Raw genomic sequence first — 16,612 nt, forward strand, 5'->3', positions numbered from 1 at the left:
GGAATATCTGGCTAAGCATGAAAGTAGGAAAAACTCTAATTTAGACTGCCACTAAAATGGGGAGGGTTACAATCTGTGCTAAACAAAAAAATAAATGAGCATAGAAAATTTATACTTACGAGAGCTACTTATAGCTATTGAGGAAAACGATTAGAACCTCACCACTGTTAAAGATCTAGAAGCCCTAGGCATCAAGGTCTACTTAAACAACAATGAACATGAATGCCGGTTGGATGCGAAGTTCCATCTTCACTTCCAGCTCCTCGTTGAAGAGGGATTGATTGTCGATTGCGATCTGACGCCCTACAAGACCATGGGTGAAGCCGGTGTTATGTTTGATAGTTATGGTGATGCTTGGGACATTGAACTCTGCTGCAAGATGTTTTGGCTGACTGCTAAAGGGCGAGAGCGACTAAGCACCCTAACTAAAAGTGAGGTTGGTAAATACTTTGAAGATGACTTGAAGAAGTTACCAGCCAAAGCGTTAACTACCATTGTCACGGAATCAATTAAGACGGGATTGAAAAGTCTCTTCTAGGTTGTAAAAGCTCGATGCCCCGGATTTCCGGGGTATTTTTTATCTAGTCCTACATGGATATGTCCAGGTGCATGCCAGCAGAGTCGCAGAGTTAATTAATGGCAGATAGCTTAACCCAATAACCAAAAAGCGAACCATCCGGTTCGCTTTTCTTTTCTAAAATTTAAGTCACAAACTTAATTTCAGTCACAGACTTAATTAATCTAGTCACAAACTTTATTGTGACGTGACAACACTAAAAAACCTACTCATAAGCACTCATATCTGGGCACGAACAAATAAGATTGCGATCGCCATAAACATTGTCCACTCGGTTCACGGTTGGCCAATATTTGGCCGTTCGAGTTGCCACAGTGGGAAATGCCGCCAGTTCGCGCGAGTAGGGGCGTTCCCAAGAGTCTGAGCTAATGTCAGCTTGAGTGTGAGGCGCGTGACACAGCGGATTGTTGTCCTTTGGCCATTCACCAGATTGAACTTGGTGAATTTCTTGGCGAATCGCGATCATGGCATCGCAAAAACGATCCAGCTCGGCCAAATCTTCAGATTCCGTCGGTTCAATCATTAACGTGCCAGCCACAGGGAACGACATGGTAGGCGCGTGAAAACCATAATCCATCAGCCGCTTTGCGATATCTTCTTCTGAAATGCCACTGCTCTCTTTGATCGGGCGAATATCAATAATACATTCATGCGCTACTCGCCCGTTTTGACCGCGATAAAGCACATTATAATGTGGCCGCAAACGCTCCATTACATAGTTGGCGTTTAAAATCGCTAACTTGGTGGCCAGTGTTACGCCGTCACTCCCCATCATAGCGATGTAAGCCCATGAAATTGGTAAGATGGAAGCGCTGCCAAGATCGGCGGCGGCCACGGCGTAGTTGTTACCTTCAATACCATTTTCAATGTGTCCGGGTAAAAACGGAGCAAGGTGCGCTTTTACGCCAATAGGCCCCATACCAGGGCCGCCGCCGCCATGAGGAATACAGAAGGTTTTGTGCAAATTAAGGTGCGAAACATCCGCGCCAATCAGTCCGGGCGACGTTAGGCCAACTTGAGCATTCATATTCGCGCCGTCAAGATAGACTTGCCCTCCCGCCTGATGAACACGTTCGCATACCTGTTTGACTTCGGTTTCAAAAACACCGTGTGTTGAGGGGTAGGTGATCATGATGCATGAAAGGGTGTCACGGTATTGGTCAATTTTGGCGTTAAGATCGGCAAGGTCAATGTTGCCATCCTCGTCACAATTGACCACCACGACTTTCATCGACAGCATCGACGCGCTAGCCGGGTTGGTGCCATGAGCTGAGCTTGGAATTAAACAGACATTGCGCTGCTCTTCACCGCGACTTTGGTGGTAACGCTGAATGGCAATAAGCCCCGCATATTCACCCGATGCGCCCGAGTTTGGTTGCAATGAAAAGGCGTCATAGCCAGTGATCTCACACAACTTGCGTTTGAGATCGTCTGCTAGCGCGAAATAGCCTTGCGCTTGCTCTTTTGGCGCAAAGGGGTGAAGTTGACCAAATTCAGGCCAGGTGACTGGGATCATTTCGGTTGCGGCATTGAGTTTCATCGTGCAACTGCCCAGTGGGATCATGCCATGAACCAAAGAAAAATCTTTGTTTTCCAGTTTCTTAAGATACCGCATCATTTGAGTTTCACTGTGATGCTGGTTAAAAACCGAATGGGTGAGAAAATCGCTTTGGCGACGGCAGTTTTCTGGAATGGCAAAAAATTCGTTTTCCGCAATTGCGTTAGATAAGGCGTGAAGTGACTCTTTAATGCCAAACAGATCAAACAGTGCATGAACGTCATCGAGGGTGGTGGTCTCATCAAAGCTGATACCAAGACGAGTTTGATCAGGGTAGTGGCGCAAATTGAGCCCGCGTTTAAGCGCTTCCTCGTACAGCTCTTGAGTTCGCGCGCCACTGTTTAATGTTAGGGTGTCAAAAAAGTGCTGATGGCACAGCTCGTAACCAGTTTTGGCTAATCCAGAAGCAAGAATGGCGGTGAAGTGATGGATGCGGCTCGCCATAGTTAACAGCCCTGTTGCGCCGTGATACACCGCATAAAAGCCAGCCATGTTAGCAAGAAGCGCTTGCGCGGTGCAGATGTTGGACGTCGCCTTTTCGCGGCGAATGTGCTGCTCGCGAGTCTGCATTGCCATGCGAAGTGCTGGTTTGCCATTGCGATCAATCGACACTCCAATCACGCGCCCGGGCATGGTGCGTTTAAATTTGTCGCGTGTGGCCATAAAGGCGGCATGCGGCCCACCATATCCCATGGGAACGCCAAAGCGCTGCGCAGAGCCAATCACCACATCCGCGCCCATTTCGCCCGCTGGTGTTAGCAGGGTAGAAGCGAGCAAATCGGTGGCGACGCAGACCAGTGTTTTTTGTTGATGCGCGCGCGCTATGGTTTCCGAGAGGGAGCGCACTTCCCCTGTGGTAGAGGGGTATTGCAACAGCGCGCCAAACACATCGGCATTTTCCAATGCTTCCATCGGCGCCACTTGAGTAGTAAATCCAATAAATTCCGCGCGCGTTTTTACGACCTCAATAGTTTGAGGGTGAACATCGTCGGCAATAAAGAAGCAATTGCTGCGATGTTTTCCGGCTCTTTTGCACAGTGTCATTGCTTCTGCGGCAGCGGTAGCTTCATCTAATAGCGATGCATTGGCGATCTCCATGCCAGTTAAATCCATCACCATCTGCTGAAAATTGAGCAGCGCTTCTAAGCGGCCTTGGGAAATTTCCGGTTGGTAGGGCGTGTAAGCGGTGTACCAGCCTGGGTTTTCTAATACATTGCGTAAAATAACATTTGGCGTAAAGGTGTTGTAATACCCTTGGCCGATAAAGCTTCGATGGATTTGGTTGCGCGCGGCAAATTGTTTGAGTTGGTCAAGCGTTGTTGCCTCGCTTTGCGCTGGCGCTAAATTGAGCGGTGTTTCAAGCCGAATTGCGCTGGGTACGGTTTGGTCAATTAGTGCATCGAGTGATGGCGCATTGAGCGCGCTGAGCATAATCGCTTGCTCGGCGGGCGATGGGCCATTATGCCGTGCAATAAATTCTTTGGCTGGACTTAACTGTGTTAGCAGTGGGGGCATGTGTTGAGACATGAAAATTAGTTTCCCGTGAAGTTGAATACCCGTTTAAATTTATAACTGCGTGTACCTTCCAACTTGGCGTTTCAGTGCTTTTCGTTACAAGCGTTTTGGTTACAACCGCTTTTCGTTACAAGCGTTTTGGTTACAACCGCTTTTCGTTACAAAGAGCGGGACGGACACTCACAAACCTCATCGCATAGTCACCCTATACTCAGAGGCTTTATTCGTTTGCCCCCTCCCTGAACCGCCAAGTTGCTTGGGTATGATATGTTGTTATACGGCAGTCATTGGGGTGTAGCTCATCACGCGCTCGAATCGGCACGTGAGATCGAATTATCGTATTGATTCTGGCGATTATTCGTCGTCGTCAATGCTGTTTAGGTACTCTTCTGCGTCTTTAAGATCATCAAGCTCGTCAGGCGCGCTCAGTTTGACTCGTGCAATCCAACCGCCCTCATAAGGCTCTTCGTTAATCAGCTCTGGGCTATCTTCAAGATCCTCATTCACTTCAATGACAATGCCTGTCACGGGCGCATAAATATCAGAGGCGGCTTTTACCGATTCTACTAATGAAAAATTGTCTCCTGCGTCGATTTCATCATCAATTTCGGGCAAATCGACAAAGACGACATCGCCGAGCATTTGCTGAGCATGATCTGAAATCCCAACCGTTGCTGTGCCATCGCCATTGTCACGGACCCATTCATGGCTGTCGGTAAACTTCAGTGTGTTATCCATTTCCTTTTCTCCAAAGATTCAATCGTATTTTGCTGTTTAAGAGTAGGTGAAAGTGGGTTTAGTTTCTGATGAATAATTAGACAATAATAAGTTTCCAATAAGAAACTTTGTTGACAAATTTGCAACGAATGCCGCGTTTTTGCAAATTGATTACACTTTTATAACATTGGTTGCTGATGCACAATAGGCTAAATTCATTGAAGAGAAGGGTGTGATAGTCGTGACGGGCACAGAAAATGCGCATCTAGCGTCGAATAAAATGGCGCAACACCGTTGTGATGAGGCGTCTTTAGCGGTGACAGCAGGCAAAACGAACCGCTTGGCAGAAGGGCGTGATGGCATTGAACCTTTGCGCCTTGGGGAACGAATTAAACAGTTGCGCACCGAGCAAGGATTAACCTTAGAAGAGGCGAGTCAGCGTACCGGTTTAGCACGTTCAACATTGAGTAAAATTGAAAACGAGCAGATTTCACCCACCTTTCAAGCAATGCAGAAATTGGCTCACGGGTTTGAGATTGACATGCCTCAGATTTTTGAGCCACCAAGCACGCCCGCCGCGACGGGACGCCGCGACATTACACTGTGTGGGCAAGGCAAGACACACCCAACGCCAACTTATGAGCATGAGCTGCTGGTCACCCAACTTTCCAATAAAAAAATGACGCCGTTTAAGAGCACGATACGGGCGCGCGATATTGAACAGTATCCGGATTGGGTGCGTCATGAAGGTGAGGAGTTTTTGCTGATTCTGTCGGGTTCGGTGATGTTTTACAGTGAATTTTATGAGCCGATTATTTTGGCTGCGGGAGACAGTGTTTATTACGACGCCAATATGGGGCACATGCTGACATCAACAAGTCAAGATGACGCTCAAATCCTTTGGGTGACGGCAAAATAGCGTTATATACCCAAACAACTTTAAGTGGAACGGGTGTACCCAAGTGGAACGAATAGAAGGAATGGATAGCACGATGGAATTACGTCATACACCACTTTATGAGATGCATATTGAAGCGGGGGCTAAAATGGTCCCATTTGCGGGCTATAGCATGCCAGTGCAATACCCACTTGGCGTGAAAAAAGAACATTTACACACTCGCGAGGCCGCAGGTCTGTTTGATGTGTCGCATATGGGGCAGATTAAACTCACCGGGCGTAATGCCGCTGCCTATCTTGAACGTTTGGTGCCAATTGATGTCATCGACTTGCCGGTTGGTAAGCAAAGGTATGGTCTGTTTACCAATGAGAAAGGCGGCATCGAAGACGATCTCATGGTGGCAAATTTAGGCGAAGCGCTGTTTTTGGTGGTTAACGCGGCTCGTATTGAACACGACCTTGCGATTTTACAGCGAGATTTACCTGAAGATGTGGGTCTTGAGCTGCTTCAAGACCGGGCTTTATTGGCGTTGCAAGGCCCTCAAGCTGTCACAATATTGAGTCAATTGAATAGCGCTGTCTCGAACATGCTTTTTATGGATGTTTTAGCGTTAGATTTAGCTGGCATTCCATGCATCGTGTCACGCAGTGGCTATACTGGAGAAGACGGTTTTGAGATCTCGGTCACATCCGAATTTGCGAAATCTTTGGCTGACACACTCCTTCAGTTCGACGAGGTGGAGTGGGTTGGCCTAGGTGCGCGTGATTCACTTCGGCTTGAAGCGGGTTTGTGTTTATACGGGCATGATCTCGACTCAAGCACCACTCCTGTTGAAGCGAGTTTGATCTGGGCAGTCAGTCCGGTTCGTCGCTTAGGTGGTGCGCGCGAAGGCCACTTTGTCGGGGCGAATGTCATATTGCAACAGATCGCATCTAAACGTTTTGCGCGCAAGCGAGTGGGTTTAATCGGTTTGACGAAAGCGCCGGTGCGAGAAGGCACGCAACTGTTTGATGCAAGTGGAAACGAAGTTGGGATTGTGACCAGTGGCACGCTGGGGCCGACGATCAATCGACCGATTTCGATGGCGTATGTGCATTCGGATTTGGCCGTTATCAAAACTGAAATTTTTGCGGAAGTGCGGGGTAAACGCTTGGCAATGGAAGTGGTGGCGTTGCCATTTGTGCCGCAGAGGTATTTTCGTGGTAAAGAATAATCAGAGCGTGACACTCAGTTAAACCTCTTGGAACAGCACTGCGTTGCTTGAGGATTTTACCGGTCGTTAGCGCTCAGCAAGGAGCGCAAATGACCCTCTTTCCTCTTTCCCGTGTACACGTCAGTCGATTTTCTATCCTCGGAACGACTTTGGCTTCCCTCTTTTTAGCGCAACCTGCAATGGCCGCGTTAAGCGTGGCCACTGCAGACTCAAACGACGAAACGCAAGAAATCGCGGCTGTATCACCACGTATCGTCAATGGAAACGTCGTCTCTGCTCAGGCTTATCCCTCTTTCGCCAGCTTGTTTTACGACACGTTAGAATACACTGGTGCGTTTACTCAAACGCCGTTTTGCGGCGCGGCGATTTTGGACCCATCTCATGTGGTAACGGCCGCTCACTGCATCGAAGGTGATATTTCGGTTCAAATGTATGTGACGGTTGTGCCTCAGCTTGAAAATGAGCGAGATTACCCGTTTGGCAATGTTCAGCGCCATCGCGTTAGTGCCATTTATTATCCGGATACATTTATTAATTCAGGCACGTTTTTGTTTCCTGATGATATTGCGATTTTAAAGCTCGATACGCCAATGAATATTGACGCGGTCAATGATGTTGCAATGCTTTCAAGCGATGAAAGTTACCGTCGGACTAACGCGGTATTTAATGCTTTAGGGCATGGCAATACACGCAGTGGCTCAGATACCAGCTCACGTTTACTTGCCACATCATTAAGTTATGCGACCAATAGTGTGTGTGCGAACGTGTTTTTAAATGGTTTTCGTTTGACCGGAAAACAAATCTGTTTTGATGGTGATTTCAGCAGTTTTACCCAGCTGAAAAACAGCACGTGTCAGGGCGACTCGGGAGGGCCTGTCTATTGGCAAACGGAATTTGGTCAACAGATCTTGGTCGGTTTAACCAGCTTTGGCCCAAATCAATGCGGCGATCCTGATTTACCGATCACCTCAGTGTTTACTGAGTTGCAAGATTATCGCAGTTGGATTGCTAATGTACTGGCAGGAAGCGAAGCGGCTAAAGTGACCATAACCAATGCGCAGCGCGATGAGTTTTATGCCAGTGGCGGCACGAGTGTTAGTAATGGTGATAACAGTGCTTCAATACCCACCGCCTCAGGAGGAAGCTCTGGAGGCGGAATAGGATTAGGAAGTGCTGTTCTGGCTGCGCTACTCTTTTGGCGCCGCAGAGCAGCTCGATAACGCCGCTTCGCTTGGTGTCGTTTCAGCTGTTGTTGCCGTCGCACAATTTGCCATCGGCAATAGCAGCTCATCAAGTGACTCGGGATTGAGATGATCGTTAAGCGGTATGTGCAACTGCATGGCGATATTTTTACTAAACAGTTGCCAATGCTTTAAAAGCAGCTTATCTGGGTTATTGCGGTATTCTGGCCATGTTTCATCTAGCATTGGTTTTAAACTCACTGCTGCGTGTGCGCTTTGAAGCATCTGCCAACGCATTTCCCAAATGTTGATTGGGTTATTTGGGTTTTCCTGATTGTACTCATCAAACAAATTGTCAAACATGGTCGCGAATTCGTCTTTTGTCGCGATGAAGTATTCAAAAAGCTCACTGTTTGAAACGCGCACAGCATCGGCAATAAATTGGATCGGTTGCGGAATGACAAGGGTAAAGGCATTCATGCGCACCAAAAATTGATAGGCACGATTGGCGCTGTTTAGATGCTTAGGAATATCATCCATGAGTGCCACGATGTACTCTTGCATAAATGCATCCATCGCGTCGGTGACTTCTTTCCATATTTTTTCTTTGCTACCAAAATGGTAGCGGATCAAGCTGTGGGAAACTCCCGCTTTTTCGCTAATGTTACGCAGCGAAACGCCTTCAAACCCATGTTCGGCAAACATATCTGCCGCAACGCGCATAATTTCACATTTGGTATGCTCGGCCTCTTCCGCACTGCGTCGGCCCTGTTTTCGCTCTGACATACTGTTTCCGTCAATACCCTACTAATAATCTTATCTTTTAGCAAAAGCTTAGCGACAAGACTACCACTTATGCTTTCCAATTGGAAAATATATTGCATTACTCTCAAATTTATGAACAGCCAAACGCCCGTTTTTCTGTTGATGCAGCGGTTGAGCCGTCTCAAGAAAGGGGCAGTTGCACGATTTTTCATCCGAAGCTCGGCAATTTTGCATGGTAGAAATTTTGATACACGGTATTGATAGTTTTGTGCTCTACGCTTCTTTTCGGTTACGAAATTTATTTTTCGCGGTTTTAAACGGAGAGCACCAATGCACGGTTTCACTACGTCACAATTTGCATCATTATTGTCTCGATGGGTATTTTTTGTCCTGTGTTTGATACTCAGTGGCTGTGGGGACAGTTCTCATGTCACCATCATTGAAGAAGAGGAACTGGTCAGTATTCAGATATTGCCACTATCACGCAGTCACTCTGGTGTGAACACGCTTGAGCTCGTCGAAGGCAATGAGCAGCAGTTGCAGGCGATTGGTGTTTTTAAATCCAACATTACTGCGAATATTACCGATGTTGTCGCTTGGAGCAGTTCTAATCAAACGAGCATGACGGTTGATAGTACGGGGAATGTGAAAGCCGTCAGTGCTAGTGGTCAAAGCCAAATTACCGCAGTGTATCAAGGGATCACCAGTAACGCGCTGACCTTTGTGGCGAAAGCGCCTGAGCTGCTCTCCATTCAAGTGACACCTAAAACGGTTGCTATGGTGGTCGGAGCAACGCAGCAGCTCTCGGCAACGGGACTCTACTCGGATAACACAACCGCAAATCTAACTGATCAGGTAAGTTGGCAAGTCAGTAATGCAACCGCTGCCAGTGTCACCAGTGAAGGCGTACTACAGGCCTTGCTTGCTGATCCTAGTGTGGCCATCTCTGCTTCCTTTTTGGGGATTAACAGTAACTCAGTGTCTGTTGAGATCACTTCCGCACCGCTTGTGGCGATTTTTGTTGAACCTTCGACCTTTTCACTTGCGCAAGGTTTGACTCAGACGCTGACCGCACAAGCCATCTACAGCGACCAGACCACACGAGATGTGACAGATGAAGTGAGTTGGTCTCACAGTACCAGTGCCGTGAGCATTACCGATGATGGGGTCGTAAGTGTTGATACTGCAAACAGTAGTGCGGTGATCACCGCAACATTGGATGGCATCACCAGTAATAACGTTGAGGCGTCAACCACTAATGCACAATTGGAACAAATCCAAGTCACACCTGCGACGCTTTCTATTGTGCGCGGGAATACGGCGCAGCTCACCGCCACTGGGATTTACAGTGATGGCACGAAACAAACCGTCACAGACCAAGTGTTTTGGATCAGTAACAACACCAACGAGGTTGTTGCCGCGCAAAATGGCGTTATTTTTGGCGCCAATACCACCGCCACTACCTCCAGTGACGTTACGGTGCAAGCGGTACTGGGTGCGGTTAAAAGTAATACCGTTGCCGTCACCGTTGCTCCGGCTGAGATCTCGAGTATTCAAATAACACCCGCGCAAGACACCTTGGTTAAAGGGCTTAATGTACAGTTCACAGCCACTGCGACGTTAACCGATGGCAGTCAGCATGACGTAACAAGTCTTGTGGCGTGGAAAAGCAGCAATACCAATGTTGTGACCGTGACGTCGTCTGGACTTGCGTTAGCGGCTGATGAAGGTAACTCAACAATAACGGCTACGCTAAATAATATCGTCAGTAACAGTGCTCAGTTGGTGGTCACCAAGCCGACTTTGACTCAGATTCAAATTTCACCCTCAACGCTAACCATACCTAAAGGGTACACCGGGCAGTTTACTGCGATAGGCGTTTATTCAGACTCGAGCACCGTCGATTTATCGAACGTTGTGGTTTGGAACAGTAATGATACAGCTGTTGCCACCGTCAATTCGGCGGGGCTTGCCAGTTCAATTACCACCGGTGATGCGGTTATTACCGCCGCTTATGACGGAATTCAAAGCGCCAACGCGCTGTTGGTGGTGAGCGCTGCCCAATTGGAAACCATCCAAGTCACACCACCGAGTGACACACTTCCGGTGGGAACGTCGCAGCAGTTTGAAGCTATGGGTCATTTTAGTGATAAAACGGTATACAACCTCACCTCATTGGTGACTTGGCAAAGCTCAGATCCACAATCATTGACGATAGAATCAGGCGATGGAGGCGGCGTTGCAACGGCGGTGGCGACCAATACCAATGTGACTGTGACCGCGTCGCTGGTTGGGATCACCAGCAATGATGTCGCAATTGTGGTGAGTGACGCTAAGTTAACTGAGTTAGTGATATTACCAGCGACGTTGCAAATGCCAAAAGGACTCACGCAGCAATACACCGCTCTTGGTACTTATAGTGATAAGTCGCAGCGCAATGTGACCACTGACGTTTTATGGAAAACCTCTGACAATGCGATTGCGACCATCAATGCCGCGGGTGTTTTGACCGCTGTTTCGGTTGGGGATACACAGGTTAGCGCCACCTTGGATGGTGTGAGTAGCCAAATCAGCAATGTTCGAATCAATGATGCAGTATTGCAAAGCATTCAAGTGACACCGAGCGTGTTAAACCTTGCGAAAGGGGAAAGCGCCTCTCTGACGGCCGTTGGCGTTTTTAGTGATAAGTCAACTCGAGATATTACCAATGAAGTCGGTTGGACCAATAGCAGTGTGGGTGCAATTTCTGTCAATTCAGAGGGCGAAGTCACTGGCCTTGCTGTGATTGGGGATGCCACACTGGCGGCGGTCTATTCAGGTATTGCCAGTAACACGGTGACGGTTAGTGTGACTGCTGCGACGCTGAGTATGATTCAAGTGACGCCAAGTGGAATTAGCCTCACGAAGGGAAGCCGTCAACAATTCACGGCGACAGCATTTTACAGTGATAACTCACGCAGTGATGTGACCGACAAAGTCTCATGGAGCAGCAGCGCTACCACAGACTTCACCATCAACGATCAAGGGCTGGGTTACGCCATTGCAGAAAATCCGGAAGTGGAAATTACCGCACTTCTCGATGGTGTTACCAGTAGTGATGCGGATGTGACCATCACCAGTGCTACTCTGACCTCGGTACAGGTGACGCCAACCCAAGCAACCTTAGTTCAAGGGTTACAAACTCAGCTGACCGCGATTGCCAACTTCAGTGACGGAACATCCCAAGATGTTACTGATCAAATCGATTGGCAGAGCAGTAATGATACTTCCGTGACGGTCTCTTCGACAGGTGACGTAAGAGCATTGTTGGCGCCGTCTTCCGCTAGCATCTCTGGTACATGGAATGGCGTCACCAGTAATTCGAGCACCATTACCGTGATTGCTTCGACATTAAGTAAGCTGGTCATTTCTACTCAAAATAATATTTTCCCACAAGGGACCACAGTAAACCTTTCTGCTGTTGCGATCTTTAGTGATGGCACAACAGAGGATGTCACTAACCAAGTGAGTTGGGTTTCAAGTGATACAGCCAGTGTGACCATAACCGGAAATGGTGTCGCCTTTGGCGTCGCGGTTTCGAGTGCTGTTCAGGTTACGGCGTCACTAAATGGTACGGTCAGTAATAGCATTCGCCTCGATGTAGCGCCAGCCAATTTGGTTTCATTACAAGTGATCCCTAATGAATCCATTGTCGCCAAAGGGGTAAGTGGCCAGTTCGAAGCCATTGGCCGCTTTAGTAACGACACCACAAGGAACGTGACAGATTCCGTCAATTGGACCAGTGCAGACCCGTCACTTGTGTCAATTACTAAAGAGGGTCAAGCCACGGCATTAGCAGCAACGGGTTCTGATGGCGTTGTGATTACTGCGACGTTTTCTCTTACGTCATCGACTGCCAAAGTGATTGTCACCGATGCATCGCTGCAAAGTATTCAAATCACGCCTGCAACCGTTTCCCTTGCAAAGGGGTACACCCAACAATTTACTGCCGTGGGCAATTACAGCGATGGCACCACCGCCGATATTACTGATCAAGTAGTGTGGCAAAGTTTAGATACCGCAGATGTGACAATGAGTAAGTCAGGTTTGGCTTACGCGGCAGGTGTAGGCAGCGATGTGACTGTAGAAGCTGTTTTGGGAACGGTGACCAGTAACAGTGCCAAAGTGACAGTCACAGATGCCGCTTTGGTTGCGTTGCAGATCACGCCAACGCAAGTGTCGATTGCCCAAGGCATTACCAGTCAATTAACCGCAACCGGTCAATTTAGCGACCAGACATCGAAAGATCTCACTAGTGAGGTAAATTGGATTTCCAGTAATACGGCTAATGTAACAGTGAGTTCGGCTGGTGTTATCCAAGGCTTGCTTGCCAGCTCAGGCACTCAAGTGAATGCAAACTTATTAGGTATCACGAGTAACACCGCAACTATCACAGTGACAGCGGCGACTTTACAATCGATTGATGTCACGCCAAACAGTATCTCGATACCGAAAGGCAACAGTGGTCAATTCACCGCTACAGGTAACTACAGTGATAATACACGCTTTGACTTAACGGATCGGGTTTCGTGGCTCACAAATGCGAGTACCAACATCACACTAAATGGCAGTGGCGTCGCCACCGGTATTGCGGTAAGCACTGGCAATCAAGTGTTTAGTAAGCTTGATGGCGTAACAAGTAATACAGTGACCGTGGATGTAACCGACAGAGAGCTTGTGAGCATCCAAATCACTCCAGCCACAGTGTCACTCGCAGCGGGCACCACGCAGCAGTTACAAGCGACGGGTATATACACCGATAACAGTACGTTGAATTTGACGGATGTGGTGAGCTGGCTTTCCTCTGATACGTCCATTGCGACGGTAAGTGGGACCGGTAATGTAACGGCGGTTGCTGTTGGTGACAACGTCACTGTAACCGCAAGTTACGAAGGAAAGGTAAGCAACAGCAGTACCATTACCGTGACCAATGCAGTGCTCTCTAGTATTCAGATAACCCCAGCAACACTATCGATCGCGAAAGGGTATACGCAGCAATATACCGCGATTGGTCACTACAGCAACGGTGATAGCGTCAATATTACGGATACGGTGACTTGGGAAAGTTTATCGACCGAAGATGTGACGATAAATGCGACGGGCCTTGCCTATGCCAACAATGTGAGCAGCGATACCAAAATTGAGGCGTTTCTTGATGGTGTCACGAGTAATACCGCACTGATGACGGTGACAGATGCGGTGCTGGTGGAGTTGCAAATTACTCCAGCGCAGCTGTCTATCGCAAAAGGGATCACTCAGCAACTCACTGCAACAGGGCGATTTAGTGATCAAACCACACAAAACCTAACTGATACAGTGAACTGGATCTCGAGCAATACCACGGATGTTTCGGTCAGCGCGACTGGGTTAGTTCAAGGGGTGACCACCAGTGAAGGAACCACGATCACGGCAAATGATTCAGGCATTACCAGTAACAGCGTGAGTGTGGCAGTGACCGCGGCGATATTGCAGTCGATTGATGTCACGCCGAGCTTACAGAGCATACCCAAAGGAAGCATGGGGTCATTTTCCGCGATTGGTCAGTACAGTGATAACAGCCGTTTTGATATTACCGATCAAGTCGACTGGCTTACTGGTAGCAGTACCAACATCAGTTTGACGAGCGAAGGGGTGGTAACAGGGCTTGTTGTGAGTAGTGACAACAGCTTGTTTGCGAAATTAGGTAATGTGACCAGTAACACCGCAGAAGTGGATGTGATTGACCGACAGCTGGTTAGTATTCAGGTGACACCTGCTTCTATCTCGGTCGCGTTAGGCAGTTCTCAGCAACTTACGGCAATAGGTCTTTATACAGACAACACGACGGTTAACTTAACCGACGTGGTCAGTTGGAGCTCATCGAATACCGCCAATGTGACGGTGAGTGCAGAAGGGTTAACCACGGCGGTTGCGGTGAGTGATAAAACCTTAGTGAATGCGACTTATCAGGGAATTTTAAGTAACGATGCGACTATTACGGTGACGGATGCGACGGTAATTGAGGTGCAAATTGAACCTAGCAGCGTTTCGATAGCGAAAGGGTTATCAACCAATCTGACCGCAATTGCAATCTATTCCGATAACAGTGCTCAAAATGTGACGGACTCCGTATCGTGGTGGACTGGCGATAGTAGCAATGTGATTGTCAATCCAATGGGTAAAATCACCGGACTTGAAGTCAGTACAGGTAACACAATTGACGCCTATTTGAATGGCATTCGCAGTAACGTGGTTGATGTCTCCGTGGTGGCGGCAGTTCCAGAGTCGATTCAAATTACCCCTGCGGTATTGTCGATTGCAAAAGGGCAAACGCAAGCCATGACGGCAACTATGGTGTTTAGTGATAAGTCTACTCAAGATGTGACGTCATTGGTCACTTGGCAAAGCGCCAACACCACAGATGTCAGCGTGAGTTTGTCCGGCGTTGTTACTGGTGAAGCGGTGGCCAGTAACGTTGCGGTGACGGCAACGTATGAGGGACTCACCAGTAACCAAGCTCAGGTGACGGTGACTGATGTTACTTTAACGTCGATTCAAATCACGCCAGCAATCATTGGCATAGCCGATGGACAAACCGTTACCATGACAGCGGTGGGTATATACAGCGACAATAGCAGTGCAGATATCACTACTCAGGTGGCTTGGAGTGGCAGCGACAATAATTCCTTTACGATTAATTCCAGTGGGTTATTGCAAGCGGTCTCACCATCAACCAACCAAACCGTTCGAGCTTATCTTGATGGTGTGTCGAGTAATGAAGCGACTGTGACGATCACGGATGCAACGTTGGATACGATCAATATTTCGCCGGTTGAAGCCAGTGTTCCAGAAGGCCGTCAGCTTCAATTTCGCGCACTGGGGCAATTTAGTAATGGCACAGAGAAAGTGATCACCGATGAAGTGACATGGTACAGCGCCCAGCCAAGCGAGTTGTCAATTGCCCAATCGGGGCTGGCGACCGCGCTTGCGGTGGGTACCGATATTACGGTTTATGCCGTTAAAGGGACATTGACGAGCCCTAACAGTAGTATCACGGTAACGGATGCAGTACTGGAGTCGATATCGGTCACGCCAGACACATTAACATTACCGAAAGGCGTTAGTGCGCAATTGCAAGCCAGTGGCACCTACAGTAACGGCACATCACAACCTTTAACGGACGTTAGCTGGGTATCGAGCGATACGACACAGCTCACCGTATCAAGTTCGGGTGAGGTGACGGCGTTGGAGCCTACCGCGAAAGTGACGGTGACCGCGACGAAAGGCAGCATTACCAGTGATCCGGTGGATATCGAAATTACCGATGCGGCTCTGACAAGTGTGATTATTCGACCGACATCCGATACGCTTAATATCAATGCGACAGTTCAATTTGAGGCAACCGGGGAGTATACCGATAACTCAACCGCTGAACTGCAAGAGGGAGTCACCTGGCAAAGTAGCAATACCAGTGTGCTGACAGTTTCGTCAGCAGGGCTCGCGCGGGGTATCAAACAAGGTACGGTCAATGTGACCGGAAGCTACGAAGGAAAAACCAGCGCACCATCGGAGGTTACGGTCGCAAACTTAGGTAAGCGTTCAATTCCATTGTGTGGCGGCTTTAATAATGCAAGTAAGACCAATGCGGCGACGGCGTGCTTGAAAGTGATTTCGACCGCATTTGGCGATTGGTTCACTTCATCGCCTAGCCTTGCGGCACTTGAGCGATTAGGTTTTACTGAGAATCCAGGTAGTGCAGGCCTTGAAAAAACCTATACAGGAACAAGGCAGCAGACCGTTGCGCCAGTTGGCACTTTCGGCCTGTTTGACCAGCTCTCGGGTAGCAGCGCTTCGGGGCAAGCGGCGCAATGGTGTGACTATTTGGCCTCTATTGGATTTGCAGGCGAGTCAAATTGGGAGTTACCGTCGGAATTTGATTTAAGATTACTTTACTTACAGTACGGTAATTTGATGTCGGGTTATGGTTGGCCTGGCGCGGTGAATTATTGGACCAGCTCAACCTCGGGTGGGCAGCCGGAGCTGTTTAACCTGACCAATGGTGACGATACAACAGGTACGAACTCTAGTGAGGCTTTTGTATCTTGTATTTCACCGCTATTTTAATAGACTCGAATCGTAATACGCAAAAAACCGCACTCAGTGCGGTTTT

At 48.3% G+C, this 16,612-nt stretch carries 8 protein-coding genes; 5 read left to right on the plus strand and 3 right to left on the minus strand.

Annotated elements, in window-relative coordinates; all coding sequences use genetic code 11:
* Positions 1–229: 229 nt before the first annotated feature.
* Complete coding sequence (locus HGP28_RS10340; protein ID WP_244896769.1) at positions 230–538, plus strand: hypothetical protein; 309 nt, start codon at positions 230–232, stop codon at positions 536–538.
* A 244-nt stretch (positions 539–782) separates the two neighbouring features.
* Here the strand turns inward: HGP28_RS10340 and gcvP are convergent, their stop codons facing one another.
* Both gcvP and gcvH read right to left on the minus strand, forming a co-directional pair.
* Positions 783–3,650, minus strand: a complete 2,868-nt coding sequence (gene gcvP, locus HGP28_RS10345) for an aminomethyl-transferring glycine dehydrogenase (RefSeq protein WP_168836541.1) — start codon at positions 3,648–3,650, stop codon at positions 783–785.
* Between the two features lie 354 nt (positions 3,651–4,004).
* A complete protein-coding gene (gene gcvH / locus HGP28_RS10350; protein WP_168836390.1) occupies positions 4,005–4,388 on the minus strand; it encodes a glycine cleavage system protein GcvH in 384 nt (127 codons plus the stop codon).
* Positions 4,389–4,599: 211 nt separating this feature from the next.
* Between gcvH and HGP28_RS10355 the strand changes: the two genes are divergently transcribed.
* The 3 genes from HGP28_RS10355 to HGP28_RS10365 all read left to right on the plus strand — a co-directional run bounded on the left by HGP28_RS10355 (position 4,600) and on the right by HGP28_RS10365 (position 7,698).
* Complete coding sequence (locus HGP28_RS10355; RefSeq protein ID WP_439333850.1) at positions 4,600–5,286, plus strand: helix-turn-helix domain-containing protein; 687 nt, start codon at positions 4,600–4,602, stop codon at positions 5,284–5,286.
* 61 nt (positions 5,287–5,347) lie between these two features.
* Positions 5,348–6,478: a glycine cleavage system aminomethyltransferase GcvT gene (gene gcvT, locus HGP28_RS10360; protein WP_168836543.1), complete on the plus strand. Its 1,131-nt coding sequence runs from the start codon at positions 5,348–5,350 to the stop codon at positions 6,476–6,478.
* 89 nt (positions 6,479–6,567) lie between these two features.
* Entirely contained in the window at positions 6,568–7,698 is a 1,131-nt protein-coding gene (locus HGP28_RS10365; protein ID WP_168836391.1) for a S1 family peptidase, read from the plus strand.
* On the opposite strand, the gene HGP28_RS10370 is transcribed toward HGP28_RS10365, so the two are convergent.
* On the minus strand, positions 7,666–8,445 hold the full coding sequence (locus HGP28_RS10370) for a TetR/AcrR family transcriptional regulator (protein ID WP_168836392.1): 780 nt from the start codon (positions 8,443–8,445) through the stop codon (positions 7,666–7,668). The genes HGP28_RS10365 and HGP28_RS10370 overlap by 33 nt on opposite strands.
* 309 nt (positions 8,446–8,754) lie before the next feature.
* Here HGP28_RS10370 and HGP28_RS10375 point away from each other — a divergent pair, with 309 nt between their 5' ends.
* Positions 8,755–16,566 (plus strand): Ig-like domain-containing protein, encoded by a 7,812-nt coding sequence (locus HGP28_RS10375; protein WP_168836393.1) that lies wholly within the window; start codon positions 8,755–8,757, stop codon positions 16,564–16,566.
* Positions 16,567–16,612 lie beyond the last annotated feature (46 nt).

Source organism: Vibrio agarilyticus (assembly GCF_012641465.1).
GTDB classification, from domain to species: domain Bacteria; phylum Pseudomonadota; class Gammaproteobacteria; order Enterobacterales; family Vibrionaceae; genus Vibrio; species Vibrio agarilyticus.

Excerpts from the sequence above, each read along its gene's own strand:
- gcvP (WP_168836541.1), bottom strand. The coding sequence starts at position 3,650 with ATGCCCCCACTGCTAACACAGTTAAGTCCAGCCAAAGAATTTATTGCA.
- gcvH (WP_168836390.1), bottom strand. The coding sequence starts at position 4,388 with ATGGATAACACACTGAAGTTTACCGACAGCCATGAATGGGTCCGTGAC.
- gcvT (WP_168836543.1), top strand. The coding sequence starts at position 5,348 with ATGGATAGCACGATGGAATTACGTCATACACCACTTTATGAGATGCAT.
- HGP28_RS10365 (WP_168836391.1), top strand. The coding sequence starts at position 6,568 with ATGACCCTCTTTCCTCTTTCCCGTGTACACGTCAGTCGATTTTCTATC.
- HGP28_RS10370 (WP_168836392.1), bottom strand. The coding sequence starts at position 8,445 with ATGTCAGAGCGAAAACAGGGCCGACGCAGTGCGGAAGAGGCCGAGCAT.
- HGP28_RS10375 (WP_168836393.1), top strand. The coding sequence starts at position 8,755 with ATGCACGGTTTCACTACGTCACAATTTGCATCATTATTGTCTCGATGG.